This is a genomic window from Dehalococcoidia bacterium (genome assembly GCA_035310145.1).
Classification (GTDB): domain Bacteria; phylum Chloroflexota; class Dehalococcoidia; order CAUJGQ01; family CAUJGQ01; genus CALFMN01.
Genome location: DATGEL010000003.1, coordinates 68,070 through 85,763, shown reverse-complemented (window position 1 = coordinate 85,763; position 17,694 = coordinate 68,070). Strand labels below are relative to the sequence as shown.

The window sequence follows — 17,694 nt, the reverse complement described above, 5'->3', positions numbered from 1 at the left end:
CACGGTGCTGATCGACGATCCGCAGATGACCGCTCGGCCGGGTGGCTCGGCCGAGGGCATCCGCCAGCCGCTGCGTGTGATCGTGGACTCCAACGGCCGCATCCCGGAGCAGGCGCATATCCTTTCCGCGCCGGGCCATGTGCTGATCGCCACCACCGATAAGTCCGGCGAGAACTGGCGCCACGTGATGGAGAATGAAGGCGCCGAGGTGCTGGTGCTGCCGCAGCGGCTCGGCCACGTCGATCTCGAAGAGCTGCTGCCGGCGCTGGGACAGCGCGGCATTCTCACGCTGCTGGTCGAGGGCGGCGGGCGCGTGCTCGGCTCGATGTTCGACCTCGACCTGGTGGACCGCGTGCAGGCGATCATCGCGCCGATCATTATCGGCGGCGAAGACGCGCCCACGGCCGTTGAAGGCGAAGGCGTGGAGCAGATGGCGCACGCCACGCGCCTGGTCGAAGTCGAGGTGCAGCAGATCGGCGTTGACATCATCGTGCAGGGCTACGTGCCCGGCCGCACGCCCGACGACTGGCAGATTCCGGACGAGGGAACCGGAAAGAGGGAATAGGGAACAGGGAAAAGAAAAAATCGGTTCTGGCGTTGGAGCCACGACCGGCCGCTGCGTGTTGCTCACTCGTCAGCTTCAAGAAGGCAGCAATGTTTACGGGCATTATCGAAGAGCTGGGTACGATTGAGGCGATCCGCGAAGACGGGCTGAGCGTGCGGGCTGACAAGGTGCTCGCCGACGCACACGTCGGCGACAGCATCTGCATCAACGGCGTCTGCCTCACCGTGACCGCAATGCACGACGGCGTCTTCAGCGTGGACACCGTGCCGGAGACGCAACGCCGCACGAACCTGGGTGAGCTTGCGCCGGGCGACCCGGTGAATCTTGAACGGGCGCTGCGGCCCAACGACCGCATGGGCGGCCACTTCGTGCAGGGCCACGTCGAGGGCACCAGTACGGTGGAAGCGGTGACGCCGGATGGCCCGGCGCTGATGATTCGCTTCGCAGCGCCGCCCGAGCTGATGCGCTACATCGTGGCGAAGGGCTTTATTGCCATCGACGGCGCCAGCCTCACCGTGGTAGATCGGGATCAGGCGGGGTTCAGCGTAACAATCATCCCGCTCACGCAACAATGGACGACGCTCGGCCGCAGGCGGCCCGGCGATCGCGTAAACTTGGAGACGGATATTTTAGCGAAGTATGTCGAACAGATCGTCGCGGGCCGTGCAGGCAGCGCGGCATAGGCACGGTTTCTCGCCCGGCCGTCGGCTGGTGCGGCGGCCGCAGGCGTGGGGCCGCCTGCCGGCTTTGAAACCGTCTGTGAATCGGCCGGATACCCGCGGGCGGGATCCCAGCCGGAGTTAAACGAGGAACGCTGTGGCGGCAGCAACAAAGGTCAGGCAAACCGGATTGGCGACGATCGAAGAGGCGATCGACGAGTATCGCGCCGGCCGCTTCGTGATCATCGTGGACGACGAGGACCGCGAGAACGAGGGCGACCTCACGATGGCGGCCGAATTCGTCACGCCGGATGCGATCGCCTTCATGGCGCAGCACGGCCGCGGCCTGATCTGCTCGCCGATGACCGCCGAGCGCATCGACGAGCTGAAGATCCCGATGCTGCCCGGCGAAAACACCTCGCAGCACGGCACGCCCTTCACCATGTCGGTCGAGGCGCGCTACGGCGTCAGCACCGGCATCTCGGCGCACGACCGCGCCCACACCGTGCGCGTGCTGATCGATCCGCGCAGCCGGCCCTCCGATCTGGTTTATCCGGGGCACATGTTTCCCCTGCGGGCGCGCGAGGGCGGCGTGCTCGTCCGCGCCGGCCACACCGAGGCGACGGTCGATCTGGCGCGCCTCGCCGGGCTCTATCCGGCGGCGGTGCTCTGCGAGATCACCAAGGGCCTCGACATGGCACGGCTGCCGGACATCCGCCGCTTCGCCCGGCGCCACGGTCTGAAGGTGATCACGATTAAAGACCTGATCAGCTACCGCCTCGCCAAGGAACAGCTCGTCACCTGCGTCACCCAGGCGCAGCTTCCGACCGAGTTCGGTGACTTTCGCATCTACGGCTACAAGAGCATCGTCGATGACAACGAGCACATTGCCCTGGCGATGGGCGACCTGACTGCGCCAGAGCCGCTGCTGGTGCGCGTGCACGACCAGTGCGCAACCGGCGACGTGTTCGGCAGCCTGCGCTGCGACTGCGGCGAGCAGTTGCGCCTGGCGCTGCAACGGATCGGCGTGGAAGGGCGCGGCCTGGTGCTCTACATGCGGCAGGAGGGGCGCGGCATCGGCCTGCACAACAAGCTGCGCGCCTACGCCCTGCAGGACCAGGGCATGGACACGGTCGAGGCGAACCTGGCGCTCGGCTTCCCGGCCGACCGGCGCGACTACGGCATCGGCATGCAGATTCTCCGCGACCTCGGCGTGCGGCGCATGCGGCTGATGACGAACTCGCCCGCCAAGCGCGCCGGGCTGGAGGCGTACGGGCTGGAGATCGTCGAGCGTGTGCCGCTGCTCGTGCCGCCGAACCCGCATAACGAACGCTACTACGAGACCAAGCGTACATACTTCGGCCACGACCTGCCGCCGAGCAACGGATACTCGCCCAATGGCAGCACGCCGGCAGCCGGCAAGCCGAAGGCAAAACCGCGCGGCAAAACGACCGAACCGGATTAGCGCCCTCCCACCGCCCAGACGCCGCTCCGCGACGGGCAGTCTCGCATCGATCCGCCGTGTTCCTGTTACACTGAATCACCCCTCCCTCACCGCGTCAGGCAGCGGAGGAGGGTCTGGGGTGGGGGTCACGACGTGGGCAAGACCTTCGCCGGCCGGTTGGACGGCACGGGCCTCTCGATCGCAATTGTCGCCGGGCGCTTTAATGAAATGGTGACGGAGCGCTTGCTCGCCGGCGCCCGCGCGGGCCTCGAGCGCCATGGCGTCGATCCGGAGCGCATCGATATCGCCTGGGTGCCCGGCAGCTTCGAGGCGCCGGGCGCGGCCAAGCTGCTCGCCGCCGGCGGCCGCTATGACGCGATCATCTGCCTGGGCGCCGTCATCCGGGGCAGCACGCCGCACTTCGAGTACGTCTCCGCGCAGGCCGCTTCCGGCGTGCTGCGCGCCGGCCTCGATACCGGCGTGCCGGTGATCTTTGCCATCCTCACCACCGATAACGTCGAGCAAGCCTTCGACCGCGCCGGCCTCAAGCAAGGCAACAAGGGCTACGACGCCGCGATGAGCGCGATCGAGATGGCGAATCTCTTCCGCTCACTGCGCTGCGAGTAAGTCGTGCGACGCGCACAGCCTGCCGGCCCTACCCTCTTCGGCATCGATTTGACGCGCGCCCTGGCGCGCTTCGTGATCAACGCCATCGCGATTCTCATCGCCAGTTGGGTGCTGCCCGGCATCAAGGTCAGCGACTGGAAGGGTGTGCTGTTCGCCGCGGCCCTCTTCGGGCTGGTGAACGCCTTGATCAAGCCGGTCGTGCAGTTTCTCACCTGCCCGCTGTATCTGCTGACGCTCGGCCTGTTTGCCATTGTGGTGAACGCGGTCATGCTGGCGCTGACCTCCTGGATCGCCCAGCAAGCGGACATTGGCTTCCGCGTCGACGGCTTCGGCAACGCCCTGCTGGGCGCGATCGTGATCGGCATCGTGAGCTGGCTGGTGGCGATGGTGCTGACCGACCCGGCGCGGCGGCGCTGAATCGCGCCGCCAAGCCCCCTGAATCTGTGCGATTCTGCCGCCGCCTTGGTCTTTGTGATGTTTGGCACATTGACACATCCTCGCGTCACTCCTAGCATTTTCTGCATAGCGCAGAGGAGCCGGTGCAGCTTTGACGAGAATTGCACAGGTTTCAGCGTCGCATGACCTGCGGCCTGCCGCGGCGGGCAGTGGCTGGATCACGCTGGCCCAGGCCTGCCGCGTGCTCGGCGTGAACGAGAGCACGCTGCGGCGCTGGGCCGATGCTGGGCAGGTGCGCACGTTTCGCACGCCCGGCGGCCACCGCCGCTTCTCCGAGTCCGATCTGCTTTCGCTCACGACCAGCGGCCCCGCCGCGGGCGACCCGGAACGGGCGAACCTCGCCGACCTGGCGCTGACGCGCATCCGGCGGCGCCTGCAACGCCCGCGACAGTCCGACGCGACCTGGTACCAGCAGCTCAGCGACGAGGAACGCCTGCGGCTGCGCCTGCTTGGCCGCCGCCTGGTAAGCCTGATCAGCGACTATTTCACGCGGCGCACGCGGCGGCTGAAGCTCCTGGAAGAGGCGCGAGCGATCGGCCGCGAGTACGGCCGCGAGCTGGGCATGGCCGGCACGCCGCTGCGCGACGCGCTGGCCGCCTTCATGTTCTTCCGCCGATCGCTGGACGAGACCGCGCGTCAACTGGCGCTGCGCAACGGCCTCTCCACCGATGAAACGGTAGATGGCCTGGAGCATATCTCCGACCTCGCGGACGAGGTCTTGCTGGCGATTACCGAAGCGTACGCCGCGCCCGCACCCCGGCATGGCGTATGAATCCGGCCCCGACGCCGCGCTCCCAGCCGGCGGCGGGAGGTGCAGATACCATCGGTCGGCAGCCACCGGGTATGGCGTGCTTAGAAGGGGTGACTCTCCGTGGGCTACTATCCGGTCTTTCTGGAATTGGCGGCGCGGCGCGTGCTCGTCGTGGGCGGGGGCAACGTCGCGCTGCAGAAGGTGCGCGGTCTGCTCGCTGCCGACGCCGCGGTGACGCTCGTCGCGCCCGATCTGCACGCCGAACTGCGCGTGCTGCTCGATGACGGTGCGTTCACGTACATCGGCCGCGACTACCACGCCGGCGATCTTGCCGGCTTCGATCTGGTCATGGTCGCCACCGACGATGGTGTGGTGAACGGAGCGGTCGCCGCGGAGGCGCGCGCGGCGCGCATCTGGGTCAACAGCGCCGACGACGTGCCCAACTGCGATTTCATCCTTCCCTCGGTGATTCGCAAAGGACAGATCGTCGTGGCTGCCTCCACGGGCGGCGCCAGCCCGGCGCTCGCTCGTCGCCTGCGCGAAGAGCTAGGCGCCTACCTCACCGACGATTTTGAGCCGCTGGCCGAACTGCTGGCTGAGGTGCGGGGCGAGCTGCGGCAGCAACACGTCCATGTCGACGCCGACACCTGGCAGCGGGCGATTGACGGTCAACTGCGCGTCTTGCTGGCGCAGCGTCGTTACGGGCAAGCGAAAGCCTACCTGTTGCGCGGGCTCGGGCTGCTCGCCGAACCCATCGGCGCGCCGCGCACCGGGGATGTGCCGCTGCCGGCGACAGCGGGTGGGTGAGCCGATGATCGCCGTTGCCGGCATCTCACATCACACCGCGCCGTTGGCCGTGCGCGAACGCTTTGCCGTTGACGCCGGCAACCTGCCTGCCGCCCTCGAGAGGCTGCGCGAGCGGTACGGCGCGGCCGTGCTGCTCTCCACCTGCAACCGCACCGAGATTTACCTGAGTGCGGACAGCGCGGGCGGCGCCGCTGGTTCGCCGGCGCTCGCCCTTGTTGGGCTGCATCCGCACATGGCGCCGCCGGAAGCGATCTACGAACTGCGTGGCCGTGCGGCGGCCCGCCATCTGCTGCGCGTCGCCGCGGGCCTCGACTCGCTGATCCTGGGCGAAGACCAGATTCTCGGCCAGGTGCGCGGCGCCTTCACCGCGGCCGTCGAGGCACATGCTGCCGACCATGTGCTTTCGCGCCTGTTCCATCTCGCCATCGCCACCGGCCGGCGCGTGCGCACGGAAACGACACTGAGCCGCCACGCCCGTTCGGTGAGCGCCGCGGCGGTCGAGGCGGTGCGTGAACGCCTGGGCGACCTGGCCGGGCGCAGGCTGCTGGTACTGGGCGCGGGCGAGGCGGGCAAGCTCACGGCGCGCAGCCTGGCCGGCTGCGGCGTCGGCCGCCTGATCGTCGTCAACCGCACGCTGGCGCACGCGGCCGCGCTCGCCGCGCCGCTCGGCGCCGAAGCAATGGCCATTGAGGGCTTGGCCGTGGTCCTGGCCCAGGTCGATGCCGTCATCTGTGCCAGCGCGGCGCCGTCGTACCAGGTCACGCCCGAACTCTTGAAGCCGGTGCACGGCCGGAGCGCAAGACCGCTGTTGCTGATCGATATTGCCGTGCCGCGCGACGTGGATCCGGCCTGCGCGGCCGAACCAGGCGTCACCCTCCTGGACCTGGACCGCCTGGGCGACGGCGAGGACGGTGGCGTCGGTGCGGCCGGCGCCATCACCGCCGCCGAGGCGATCGTCGAGGCCGAGGTGACGGGCCTCGTCGCCTGGTGGGAGACGTTGCAGGTGGTGCCGACGATCAGCGCCCTGCACGACCGTGCGGAGGCGATCCGCCGCACGGAGCTGGCCCGCACCTTCGGCCGGCTGCCGGACCTGACGCCGCGCGAGCGTGCCCGCATCGAAGCCTTGAGCGCGGCGATCGTGAGCAAGTTGCTGCACGCGCCGATTAGCAAACTGAAGCAGCCAGGCACCGGCGAACGCTATGCGGCGCTCGTGCACGACCTCTTCGATTTGCCCGTGGCAGGACCGGCCGAGGACGGGCGGTAGGCGATGGAGCGTTCGTGGGAATGGGAGATGCGCCCGCGCCGGCGCTCTCCGACGCGCCTCCAGCCACCGAAGCGTGCCGGCTCGTGAAGGAGCGGCCGCGTCAAGCTCTGCGCGCCGGCACGCGTGGCAGCGCCCTGGCGCTGCGGCAGACCGAGCTGATCGTCAACCAGCTGCGCGCGGCGCATCCGCATGTCCGCGTCAAGTCGGTGCCAATTCGCACGCAGGGCGATCGCGACCGCAGCACACCGCTTTCGCTGCTGGGCGGCAAGGGCGTCTTTGTCAAGGAGCTCGAAGCCGCGCTGCTCGACGGCCGCATCGACTTCGCCGTGCACAGCTTGAAAGACGTGCCCAGCACGCTGCCGGAGGGTCTCGCAATCGTCGCGGTCGGCGCCCGCGCGGACGCGCGCGACGCGCTGGTCTCGCGCCACGGCGCCACGCTCGCGCAACTGCCGGCCGGCGCTCACATCGGCACCGGCAGCCGCCGGCGGCGCGCCGAGCTGCTGGCGCTGCGGCCGGACATCGTGCCGGTGGAAGTGCGTGGCAACGTCGGGACGCGCATCGGCAGGGTGCGCGACGGGTCGCTCGATGCCGTGGTGCTCGCCGTTGCGGGGCTTGAGCGCCTGGGCCGTTTGCACGAGGCCGCGCAGATCTTCGCGCCCGATGAGCTGCTGCCCGCCGTGGGGCAAGGTGCGCTCGCCGTCGAGGCACGCGAGGGCGATCAGCGCACCGCCGCGCTCTTCGCCTCGATCGACGACGCGGACACCCACCGCTGTGTCCGTGCAGAGCGGGCGTTCCTCGCCCGGCTGGGCGCCGGTTGCACGACGCCCGCCGCGGCGTACTGCACGCACGGCGGCGCTTCGCTCTTGCTCCGCGCCCTCATCGCGGGGGACGATGGAGTCGCCCTGCGCGAAACGCGGACCGGTGTGGCAAACGAACCAGAAGCGCTGGGCGTGGCCGTGGCCGGGGCGCTGATCGAGCGCGGCGCGCTGGGGCTGTTGGCGCGGAGCACCTGATGTCCGGGGTTGACGGCGCCGGCAAAGTTTGGCTGGTCGGCGGGGGGCCGGGCGATCCGGGGCTGCTCACCTTGCGCGGCGCCGAGGTGCTGGCTGCCGCCGACGTCGTGCTCTACGACCGGCTGGCCGGCGAGCGGCTGCTGGAACACGCCCGCTCGGACGCGGACCTGATCTTCGTGGGCAAGGCGCCCGGCCGTCATGCGCTCACACAGGCCGAGATCAACGCCGAGCTGGTGCGGCTGGCGCGGGCTGGAAAACGCGTCGTGCGGCTCAAGGGCGGCGACCCCTTCGTCTTCGGCCGCGGCGGCGAAGAGGCCGAAGCGCTGGCCGAGGCCAGGCTTCCCTTCGAGATCGTTCCCGGCGTCTCCTCGGCCATCGCCGGGCCGGCCTACGCGGGCATCCCGGTTACGCACCGCGGCGCGGCGGCCTCGTTCGCCGTCGTCACGGGTCACGAAGACCCGGAGAAGGCGAAGGGGCAGGTCGATTGGCGAAAGCTCACTACGGCGGCGGACACGCTGGTCGTGCTGATGGGCGTAGGCAATCTGGAGCCGATCTGCGCCCAGGTGCTCGCCGGCGGCCGCGCTCCCGAGACGCCCGCCGCGCTGATTGAGTGGGCCACCACGCCCCGGCAGCGCTGCCTTGTTTCCACGCTGGCCGAGCTGCCCCGTGCCGCCGCCGCGGCCGGCATCGGCTCGCCGGCGATCGTCGTAATCGGCGAGGCCGTGCGGCTGCGCGAGCGCCTGCAGTGGTGGGAGACGCGCCCGCTCTGGGGCCGGCGCGTGCTCGTGACACGCACACGGCAGCAGGCGAGCGGCCTGCGCCGGCTGCTGGAAGAGCGCGGCGCGGAGGTAATCGAGCTGCCGGCGCTGGAGATCGTGGAAACCGTTTCCCCGGCGTTGATGCGCCGCATCGGCGGCGCGCTGAACGGCGGCGACTACGGCTGGGTCGTGTTCACCAGCGCCAACGGCGTCGAACTCTTCTTCCGCCACCTGCGCGAGCACGGCCGCGACGCCCGCAGCTTTCGCGACGCGTCGGTCTGCGCGATCGGCCCCGGCACGGCGCAGGCGCTGGCCGAGCGCGGCATCCTCGCCGACCTGGTGCCGGAGGAGTACGTGGCCGAAGGCATCATCGCCGCGATGCAGCCGTCCGATCTTCGTCGCCGCCGCGTGCTCGTGCCGCGTGCGGAGAACGCGCGGCCGGAGCTGGTCGCCGGCCTGCGCCGGCTCGGCGCCGAAGTCGAAGAGGTACCGCTCTACGTCTCGCGCGTGCCCGCCACGCCGGACGAGTCGGCCCTTGCGCGGGTGCGCGCGGGCGAGGTCGACGTCGTCACGCTCGCCAGCTCGTCGACCGTCACGCACCTGCTCGGCATGCTCGGCGGCGACCCAGCGCCGCTACGCGGGGCAGTCATCGCCTGCATCGGACCCGTCACGGCGAACACGGCGCGGCGGCTGGGGCTGCGCGTGGACGTGGTGGCCGAGACGTTTAGTATTCCCGGCCTGGTCACGGCGCTGGAGGCGTTTCTCGTCGGACCGGCGGCGATAGAGGAGCATGGTCATGCTTGAAGTCGCAACGCGCGCATCGTTCACCCGCTTCCGCCGCCTGCGCCGCGGCGAGCCGCTGCGCGGGCTCGTGCGCGAAACGGCGCTTTCGCCGGGGGACTTCATCTACCCGTTGTTCGTGGTGCATGGCCGCGATGTCAAGGCCGAGATCTCGTCCATGCCTGGGCAGTTTCACCTTTCGCTCGACCGGCTGCCGGCGGAGGCGGGCGAGCTTCAGCGACTGGGCGTGCCCGCGGTGTTGCTCTTCGGCCTGCCGGCGGCGAAGGACGAGCGCGGCTCCGAAGCCTACGCCGAGGACGGGATCGTGCAGCAGGCGACGGCGCTGCTCAAGCGCGAGGCGCCGGATCTGCTGGTGATCACCGATGTCTGCCTCTGCGAGTACACCAGCCACGGCCACTGCGGCCTGCTCGACGGCGACCAGGTGGACAACGACGCCTCGCTGGAGCTGATCGCGCGATCGGCGCTGGCCCAGGCACAGGCCGGCGCGGACATCGTGGCGCCATCCGACATGATGGACGGGCGCGTGGCGGCGATCCGCGAGTCGCTGGATCGCCACGGCCTCAGCCACGTGCCGATCATGGCCTACGCCGCCAAGTTCGCCTCCGCCTTCTACGGCCCCTTTCGCGAGGCCGCCGAATCGACGCCCGCCTTCGGTGACCGTCGCGGCTACCAGATGGACCCGGCGAACGGCCGTGAGGCGCTGCGCGAGATCGAGGCGGACATCGCGGAGGGCGCGGACATCGTGATGGTAAAGCCGGCGCTGCCGTACCTGGACGTGCTGGCCCGCGCCCGCGACCGCTTCGACCTGCCCTTCGCCGCCTACAACGTGAGCGGCGAGTACGCAATGGTCAAAGCGGCGGCGGCGAACGGCTGGCTGGACGAACGCCGCGTGGTGCTTGAAGCGCTCACGGGAATCAAGCGGGCCGGCGCCGACATGATCATCACCTACCACGCCAGGGACGCCGCGCGCTGGCTGCGCGGCGGCTGATTGGCGACAATAGCCCCAGCGCACGAGCATCGCCGGCCGCACCTCAAGCCTCCATGCAGCAGCCGTTCGGGGGCAGTGGCCCAACGTGTGCCCGGAGGACTGCATGGCAGAAGACGCCGCCGTCGCAGAGAGCGGCGCAGCACCCGACTTCTCGCGCATTCGCGCCGTCGCCTTCGACTGCTACGGCACGCTGATCGACTTCGGCGACGCCCATTTCATCGACCTGATGGGCGTGGTCGCCCTGCACAACGAACTGCAGATCGAGGGCAAGACCCTGTTCGACCACTGGCTTGAGGCGGGTAAGGAGGTCTGGCGCGACCGCGGCCGCGATCCCGAGCAGCCAACGGCCGGCCCGGAGCCACGCTTCGGCACCTACACCGAGATCTGGGCGGAGATGTTCACGCGGGCGCTGGCCTCGCTCGAATGCAGCGGCGATGCCCGCGGCGCCCACGACTTGCTCGTGGAACACCTCGGCCAGGCGCCGCCGTACGTCGAAACGCGCGAGGTGATCGAGGCCCTGCGGCCGCGCTACCGCCTCTGCGTGTTGAGCAACGCCGACGACGCCTGGCTGCGAGCCAGCCTGGGCAAGGCCGATCTGCGTTTCGAGCTGGTCGTCTCCTCCGAGTCGGCACGCTCGTACAAGCCGCGGGCGAAGATCTTTCACGACACCGCCGACCTGCTCGGCTTGCAGCCGGCCGAGGTGCTGTACGTGGGCGACAGCCCGGTGGCCGATGTGCTCGGCGCGCACAACGCGGGGCTGCCCGTGGCCTGGCTCAATCGCTTCGCTGCCAGGCTTCCCGACAAGGTACCTGCGCCGGACGCAGAAATCACCGATCTGCGCGGCCTGCTGCCGCTGCTGGTCCCGGCCGCGTCGTGACGGCGCGTCCGCTGCACGGCGCAGGCGCGCCTGCCAGCGCAACGATCGCGGCGCTGCCCCACCAATTGCAACCGCCGTGATATACTATGGTTCAGTGGATGCGGCGCCGGCTTCTTCCCGGCGCCGTTTTCTGTGCACTTTGTCACCGGGTGGCCGATCTCCGCGGGGACGCCCGGCAAGGATTCTTGTGACTGACTTCAACGGATTCCCGCTGCGACCCGCCACACGCGCGGCGCTCGCTGCCATGGACATCGGCATTCCCACACCCATCCAATCCGCCGCACTGCCCGTCATGTTCGCCGGCCGCGATCTGATCGGCCAGGCCCGCACCGGTTCCGGCAAGACGCTCGCCTTCGCCCTCCCGCTGGTCGAGCGCATCGACGAACGGCGGCGTGACTGCCAGGCGCTGGTTCTGGCGCCGACACGCGAGCTTGCGACGCAGATCCGCGACGTGCTGCGCGTGCTGGCGGGCAGCCGGCGCGTCGAGCTCCTCTTGCTCGTCGGTGGCGTTTCTGCCGGGCCGCAGCAGCAAGCCCTGCGGCACGGGGCGCAGATTATCGTCGGCACGCCGGGCCGCGTGCTCGACCACATCCGCCAGGGCAACCTGCGGCTGGGCGGGCTGCGCCTGCTCGTGCTGGACGAGGCCGACGAGATGCTCGATCGCGGCTTCGCGCCGGACGTCGAGCGCATCATCGCCGCGACCAGCAGCGAGCGGCAGACCGCGCTCTTCTCGGCGACGATACCGGCCTGGGTAGAGACCGTGGCTGCCCGCCATCAACGGCAGCCTCAAGTGGTGCGCCTAAGCGCGTCTGAGCAGCCCGCCGCCCACGTGCCGCACGCGGTCTACGACGTGCCCGCCGGCGGCAAACCCGAGGCCCTGCGCGCCCTGCTGGACGCAGGCAATGAGGGCGCCACCCTCGTCTTCGGCCGCACCAAGCACGGCGTCAAGCGATTAGCGAAGCAACTGGCCGCCCTCGGATATCCGGTCGCGGCCTTGCAGGGCAACCTGAGCCAGAACGCGCGCGACCGCGTGATGGCCGACTTCCGCAGCGGCGCGACGCCGATTCTGATTGCCACCAACGTCGCGGCCCGCGGTCTGGATGTGGACCACGTGGCCCGCGTGATCAATTTCGAGCTGCCGGAGACGGCAGCCCTGCTCACCCACCGCGTGGGGCGCACCGGCCGCATGGACCGCGCCGGCGAAGCGATTACGTTGCTCACTCCCGAGGACGAGCCGCAGTGGCGGACGTTGCTGCGCGAGCTGCCGCAGAAGCCGACGCGCGTTCCCTGGCGCGAACGCCACGCCTTGGCGCACAACGAAGCCGCGGTTGCCGCCTCTGATCATGCCCGCCGTTCGCGCCGTCCGCGCGCCGCTTCAGCCATCGCGGGGAACACGGTCTCCCTTGGGCCGGAGCCGGGGCCCGTCAATCACGGGGTGGCAGCCGCTGCCGCAGCCTCACCACGGCCGCGCAGGCGACGAGGAAGGCGAGGGCAGCGGGCGCCGCAGACAGCGGGCTGACAGCCGCGGCCTTTGGGCGTATACTGCGGGAAGATTCACGAAAGGGGGTGCGCTTGTGCGCCAGATCGACCGTCCGCGCTCCCACCGACGTGAGCGACGCCGCTAAGCCGGCAGACCGCCTCACGCACGGCCGCGAACGTGGATGACGTTCGCGGCTTTCTTCTTGTCCGCGAACGGCCTCGCATCCGGCTGCACTCCGCGCCCGCATGGTGTTGCCTATGCAAACCCGATCCGCCTCTGCTCAACCGCAACGGCAGTGTGCCGGCCGCGCGGCCGGCGTTCCGGGGGCGCAGTTTCGCCTTCGGGTTGGAGAGCAAACGAATGCAACTTGAACTAGCCATCGCGACATCCTGCGAGCCGTCCGGCTGCCGCGTCGTTCTTGCGGACGGGCGCGGCGCGATCGAGACCAAGTACGGTGTGCAGGTGCTGAACCGCATCAAGGTGCGGTCCGGCGACCTCGTGGCCGTCGACCTTGAGGAATTGCCCCCGGCGATCGTCTGGCGCTGGTGGCATGGGACGGTCCGGCGGGTCGAGGAGGAGCGGGTACTCGTCGAGCGGTGTGTCACCCACAACACAGCGGAGGCGCCGGCCACCGATACCCTGTGGGCGAAGTTGCCGGCCGCCGTGCGCGGCCACGCCGCCGTGGGAAACACCGTTTTCTTCTCGGGTCATCGCGACGGGGAAGCCGTGGTGGTCGACGTGGCCGGCCCGTCCATGCCGGCAGATCCTCAGCGACTCAGGACGGAGCTGCTGCCCGGCGTGGTGACGGCGTACCAGGCGTTTGAGGGCTAACAGGGTGCGGGGGCAGGCGGCGCTGGCCGATCTGCCCCCGCAGCTGGCGTTTCTGTACCGGATCACGGCGATCAGCGAACGGAGGGACGATGCTGCGAGGCGAAAAGGTGGTGTTGCGCAGCCTGGAGCGGGAGGATCTGCCCGCCCAGTGGGCGTGGAACAACGATCTGGAGACCGAGGTCGCCGGCGGCGGCGACCCGCCGATGCCGCAGCCGCTGGCGCGGCTGCAGGCCGACTTCGACCGGGAGGCAGCGAAGGGCGGACGCGACGACGCGAACTTCGCGATCGAAACGGAAGGCAAGCTGATCGGCGCCTGCGGCCTGTTCAACTGGAACGCGGCGGATCGCACCTGCGAGCTGGGCATCGGGATCGGCGATAAGGCGTACTGGGGCCGCGGCTACGGCCGCGATGCGGTACGCACGCTGGTGGAGTACGCCTTCCGCTACCGCAACCAGCGCAAGGTCTTCCTGCGCGTGTGGGGCAACAACGAGCGCGGCATCCGCTCGTACCGGTCCGTCGGCTTTGTGGAGGAGGGCCGGTTGCGCGAGCACGTCTGGAGCGCCGGCCGCTACGTCGATCTCGTCTACATGGGCGTGCTGCGCAGCGAGTGGCCGGGCGCGATGGCGGAAGGGTAACGGGGCCCCTCAGCCTCCCGCTTGCACTGCGGCAAAACGGCGAGCGGCGACAGCGTAAACCGTCGCGCGCCGACCAGCAGCAAGCACCGCGAAGCCGCGGGCCGGCGCGGCGCCCGCTATCGGCGGACGGACTGACCTATCCGCCGGGCGAGCGCTCAGAGGTTGTCACGGATGCGGCGGCGTCTATGCCGGGTCCGAACTGGGGCGCCTACAAGAAGGTCTGCACGGCTTTGAGGAAGCCCTGCGGATTCTCCAGCGGGATCGAGTGGCCCGCGTTCGGCACCTCGACCATGCGCAGCTTCGGGATGGTCTTGAGCATGCGCTGCGCCGTCTCCGGGCTGAGGATGTCGCTCTCCGCGCCTCGCACAAGCAATGTCGGGCAGGTGATCTTCGGCAGCAGCGCCCAGATCGCCGCGGCGTCGGGGCGCGGCAACGGCCGGTCGGGCGCCCGCAGCGCTTTGTCGTAGCGGAAGGTCCAGCGCCCGTCATCCGTGCGCATCAGGTTATGGGTGACACGGTGCCGCAGCTCCGTCTCGTCGGCGCGGGCGTTGCCGGTGCGGGCCTGGCGAATCGCCTCTTCGGGATCGTCGAACACGTCCGTCTGCAGCACGCCCTGGCGGATGCGGTCGGAGCCGCTGGTCGCGATCTCGGGCCCGATATCCACGATCACGAGCTTCTCGAGCGTCTCCGGGTGCAGCGCCGCGTACTGGTAGGCATTGCGCCCGCCCATCGAGAGCCCCAGCAGCACGAAGCGCCCGAGGTTCAGCCCCCGCACGAAGGCATCGACATCCTCGACCATGCGCTCGGCCGTGTAGTCCGTGGCCCAGCCGCTCTCGCCGTGGCCGCGCTGGTCGAGCGCCAGCACGCGGTACTTCGCCTGCATCGCCCGCGCGAAGCTGTCCCAGGAGCGGGCATGGCCGGTGAAGCCGTGCAGCAGCACCAGCGCCGTCGCGCCGGGATGCTCCCAGTCGCGGTAATGAAAGCGCAATCCATTCAGCTCGATCGTCTAGTCCTGGACCGCGGTCTCGGTCGTCATCTCCCCCTCCAGCGGGCGCCGTCGCACCCGAGCAGGAGTATACGACGTGTCCGCGCGCGGCGGCGCCGCGGGCAATCGGGATTCGGCCGAACAACTCGTCGTTCGCCGTCCCGCCGCCGTATGCTCGTGACAGCAAGCGAGGGCAGGGAGGGCGGCAGTGGCGCTGGCACGGTCGTGTGGGGGCGGCCGCCCGCGCGCCTCGGGCGCTTCGGCTTGATCCCGGCTGCCGTCCGCTGGCTCGTGCGCCGCTTCTCCCGCCTGAGCCAGCTCGTGGCGACGCTGCTCGTCAGCCTGGCGCTGCTGTGGCTGACGCTGCACACCGTCGATTTTGGCGAAGTTGGCCGTACCTTCCGTCACGCCAACCTGCTCTATCTCGCGCCGATCGTCGCCACGTTTGCCGTGCAGTACTGGTTGATTGCCGTGCGCTGGCAACAGCTCGTACGGCACATCCGCCCGGTCTCCATCCGCGATGCGCTCCCGCGTGTGCTGGTCGCCAGCTCGGCGACGGCGGTGCTGCCGTTCCTGCTCGACCAGCTGCTGATGGTACAGATCTCCGCCCGTGCCTTCGGCATCGGCCGCGCTGAACTGTCCGGCGCCGAGTTCATCTCGCGTCTGATGGAAGGATTCGTGTATGCGCTGTTCCTGCTGGCGACGATTCTGCTGCTGCCGGTGGGACCGGCCTTCGTCGGGCTGGCGCTGTTCATGCTGTTTGGTACGACGACCGGCTTCGCACTCGTCCTCTGGCTCACCAGGCCACGGGCCCTGTCACAGCCCCTTCCCGGCCCGGCGGGGCGCTGGGTCGGGCAGAGCCTCCGGCAGCCGGTGCTGCGCGGACTGCGCTCGATCCGCGACCCGCGCCAGGCGCGCGATCTGTTGTTGCTCAGTGCCGCGATCGCGTTTACCGAGGTTGTCTTCAACGCGCTGGTCGGCCTGGCGCTCGGCATCCGCACCGATCCGGTCGCCTACCTCTTCCTCGACAGCGCCGGCAACATCGGCGCGGCGATTCCGTTCACGCAGGGTGGCACCGGCAGCATCTTCCTCACTCAGCGCGCCTTCCAGGCCGCCGGCCAAAGTACGAGCGTTGCCGCAGCCTACGCGCTCGCGCTGCAGGCGCTAAGCGCGCTGCCCCTCGTGCTGCTTGGCCCGCTCGCCGTCGCCGCCCTGCAGATCACCCCGCGCGAGCTGTTTGCGCTGCGCATCCGCATCGATCACGACGACGATGAGCCCCATGCATAGGCATCACCAAGAGATGAGCCGCCGCTGCGGGAGGCGCGCGGGGCGCTCTCGGACGCCGGTCTCGACATACGCTGTTAGCCGCGCTGCCAGAGCCGGAAGCTGCGCGACTCGTTGTAGGCGTAGCCGAGGGGATTCTCCTGCCAGCCATTGACCGGACCGCGGAGCAGCTCGCGGTCGACCCGCACCTCGCCTGCGTCAAGGTTGAGCCCCCGCCGCTGCGCCCGGCGCATGAATACGTCGAAGCGCCGCGCCAATGCCGTGCGCGCAAGCAGCGCCGGATCGACCGGCTGCCCGGCCCTCGCCGCCTGGCTCGCCGCTGAAGCCACGCGATGTGCCAGTTCGGCGGCAGGGATCGTCGTTCGTTGCCGCGGATCGTCGAACACGATGCGGGCGACGAGGTGCGCCAGCGTCACCGTGCTCAGCCGGCCGAACTCGCCGTGGACGATCGCCTCAGCCTCTCGACGTGGCAACTCGGCCAGACCAGCTCTGGGTGCGCCCACGTTGAGAAACAGCCGCGGCCGCCGCCCTGCCGGCATCAGGTCATACGTCGTGGCGATCGGCAGCACACGCGCCTCGGGCGCGGCGCGCAGCAGGTGGTATAAGCCGCTGCGCAGCGGCTGCAGGGCGCCGTCGGGCGTGAGCTGCCCCTCCGGTGCGATCACAAGCGCACCGCCGGCCCGCAACGGCGCAATCGCGGCCGCGAGTCGCGCAGGCGCCTCGTATGCCTGCGCGATCCGCAGCCGGCGGATCGCAGCCGTACTGATCAGGTCGTTGCCGGTCTGAATGGTCAGCAGCCGCTCGTAGCGCCAACGACGCGCCTCGGTCAGCCTCAGCGACGGTTCGGCACCCGCAGCACGGACCAGCGCCAGTCCCCCCTCGCTCAGCACCGCGCTCAACGGCGTATCGCCCGGGTAGACGGCGCGCAGTATGTCCAGCCATTCAGCGACCATCTGTGTCCCGGTTGAACCGACGGGCACGATCCGCAGGGCGCGGAGCACGGGGCCGAGATTCGTCCGGTACAGCAGCCTGCGCAGCGGCGGGCCGAGCTGAGGGAAGTACAGTCCAAGGAAACCGTCGAGGTAGAGGTCAGCGCTGCCGACGAAGGTTACCCGCCCCAGCCAGCGCGGCCAGACCGAAGGGCCAAGCAGGGTTGCGATCAGCGCCGGCACATCCAGATCACGCTTGTGAGCGAAGGCGACGATCGTCCCAGGCGCGAGAATCGCCCTGGGATCACGGCGCGCCGAGATCTGTACCAGCAGCGGCGTGACCGCCTGGAACAGCGCCGCCACCGACGCCTGTGCCGCCATGTCCGTCGACGTGCGCGGCGGGTGAAGCGCAAACGCGGCGGGCGCTGCGCCGCCGGCAAGCGGCGCCGAGTGGCCAGGGCGACGTGCCAGCATGACTGCACTATGCGGGGGATGGGCGCCGCCCGCAACGAATCGTGCGCATCGGCCGCCGGCCGGTAC

Annotated in this window: 18 protein-coding genes; 16 read left to right on the top strand and 2 right to left on the bottom strand. The window is 69.8% G+C overall.

Annotated elements, in window-relative coordinates; genetic code table 11:
* The 15 genes from VKV26_00530 to VKV26_00460 all read left to right on the top strand — a co-directional run.
* Nucleotides 1–565: dihydrofolate reductase family protein (locus VKV26_00530; protein HLZ68370.1), on the top strand; the 565-nt coding region annotated here is incomplete at its 5' end.
* Between the two features lie 89 nt (nt 566–654).
* Nucleotides 655–1,248: a riboflavin synthase gene (locus tag VKV26_00525; GenBank protein HLZ68369.1), complete on the top strand. Its 594-nt coding sequence runs from the start codon at nt 655–657 to the stop codon at nt 1,246–1,248.
* Between the two features lie 133 nt (nt 1,249–1,381).
* Nucleotides 1,382–2,689 (top strand): bifunctional 3,4-dihydroxy-2-butanone-4-phosphate synthase/GTP cyclohydrolase II, encoded by a 1,308-nt coding sequence (locus VKV26_00520; protein ID HLZ68368.1) that lies wholly within the window; start codon nt 1,382–1,384, stop codon nt 2,687–2,689.
* 132 nt (nt 2,690–2,821) lie between these two features.
* On the top strand, nt 2,822–3,295 hold the full coding sequence (ribH, locus tag VKV26_00515; protein ID HLZ68367.1) for a 6,7-dimethyl-8-ribityllumazine synthase: 474 nt from the start codon (nt 2,822–2,824) through the stop codon (nt 3,293–3,295).
* 3 nt (nt 3,296–3,298) lie between these two features.
* Nucleotides 3,299–3,712: a phage holin family protein gene (locus VKV26_00510; protein ID HLZ68366.1), complete on the top strand. Its 414-nt coding sequence runs from the start codon at nt 3,299–3,301 to the stop codon at nt 3,710–3,712.
* Nucleotides 3,713–3,842: 130 nt separating this feature from the next.
* The gene (locus VKV26_00505) at nt 3,843–4,523 is read left to right on the top strand and encodes a helix-turn-helix domain-containing protein (GenBank protein HLZ68365.1); all 681 of its coding nucleotides are present in this window, start codon (nt 3,843–3,845) and stop codon (nt 4,521–4,523) included.
* Between the two features lie 99 nt (nt 4,524–4,622).
* Nucleotides 4,623–5,309, top strand: a complete 687-nt coding sequence (locus VKV26_00500; GenBank protein HLZ68364.1) for a bifunctional precorrin-2 dehydrogenase/sirohydrochlorin ferrochelatase — start codon at nt 4,623–4,625, stop codon at nt 5,307–5,309.
* Nucleotides 5,302–6,573 (top strand): glutamyl-tRNA reductase, encoded by a 1,272-nt coding sequence (hemA, locus tag VKV26_00495; GenBank protein ID HLZ68363.1) that lies wholly within the window; start codon nt 5,302–5,304, stop codon nt 6,571–6,573. The genes VKV26_00500 and hemA overlap by 8 nt, the downstream gene beginning before the upstream one ends.
* 20 nt (nt 6,574–6,593) lie before the next feature.
* A complete protein-coding gene (gene hemC / locus VKV26_00490) occupies nt 6,594–7,586 on the top strand; it encodes a hydroxymethylbilane synthase (GenBank protein ID HLZ68362.1) in 993 nt (330 codons plus the stop codon).
* Nucleotides 7,586–9,148 (top strand): uroporphyrinogen-III C-methyltransferase, encoded by a 1,563-nt coding sequence (gene cobA, locus VKV26_00485; GenBank protein ID HLZ68361.1) that lies wholly within the window; start codon nt 7,586–7,588, stop codon nt 9,146–9,148. Before hemC ends, cobA begins: the two co-directional genes overlap by 1 nt.
* Nucleotides 9,141–10,133, top strand: a complete 993-nt coding sequence (hemB, locus tag VKV26_00480; GenBank protein ID HLZ68360.1) for a porphobilinogen synthase — start codon at nt 9,141–9,143, stop codon at nt 10,131–10,133. Before cobA ends, hemB begins: the two co-directional genes overlap by 8 nt.
* 103 nt (nt 10,134–10,236) lie before the next feature.
* Nucleotides 10,237–11,010 carry an HAD family hydrolase gene (locus tag VKV26_00475; protein HLZ68359.1) on the top strand — a complete coding sequence of 258 codons (774 nt, stop codon included), beginning with the start codon at nt 10,237–10,239 and terminating at the stop codon, nt 11,008–11,010.
* Between the two features lie 187 nt (nt 11,011–11,197).
* A complete protein-coding gene (locus tag VKV26_00470) occupies nt 11,198–12,529 on the top strand; it encodes a DEAD/DEAH box helicase (GenBank protein ID HLZ68358.1) in 1,332 nt (443 codons plus the stop codon).
* Nucleotides 12,530–12,667: 138 nt separating this feature from the next.
* The gene (locus tag VKV26_00465) at nt 12,668–13,321 is read left to right on the top strand and encodes a hypothetical protein (GenBank protein HLZ68357.1); all 654 of its coding nucleotides are present in this window, start codon (nt 12,668–12,670) and stop codon (nt 13,319–13,321) included.
* A gap of 89 nt (nt 13,322–13,410) precedes the next feature.
* Nucleotides 13,411–13,956 carry a GNAT family protein gene (locus VKV26_00460; protein HLZ68356.1) on the top strand — a complete coding sequence of 182 codons (546 nt, stop codon included), beginning with the start codon at nt 13,411–13,413 and terminating at the stop codon, nt 13,954–13,956.
* Nucleotides 13,957–14,164: 208 nt separating this feature from the next.
* Here VKV26_00460 and VKV26_00455 read toward each other — a convergent pair whose 3' ends face one another.
* Nucleotides 14,165–14,944, bottom strand: a complete 780-nt coding sequence (locus VKV26_00455) for an alpha/beta hydrolase (GenBank protein ID HLZ68355.1) — start codon at nt 14,942–14,944, stop codon at nt 14,165–14,167.
* Here VKV26_00455 and VKV26_00450 point away from each other — a divergent pair.
* A complete protein-coding gene (locus VKV26_00450; protein ID HLZ68354.1) occupies nt 14,870–16,228 on the top strand; it encodes a lysylphosphatidylglycerol synthase transmembrane domain-containing protein in 1,359 nt (452 codons plus the stop codon). The two genes, VKV26_00455 and VKV26_00450, sit on opposite strands and share 75 nt — an antisense overlap.
* 74 nt (nt 16,229–16,302) lie before the next feature.
* On the opposite strand, the gene VKV26_00445 is transcribed toward VKV26_00450, so the two are convergent.
* The gene (locus VKV26_00445; GenBank protein HLZ68353.1) at nt 16,303–17,628 is read right to left on the bottom strand and encodes a hypothetical protein; all 1,326 of its coding nucleotides are present in this window, start codon (nt 17,626–17,628) and stop codon (nt 16,303–16,305) included.
* Nucleotides 17,629–17,694: the final 66 nt, after the last annotated feature.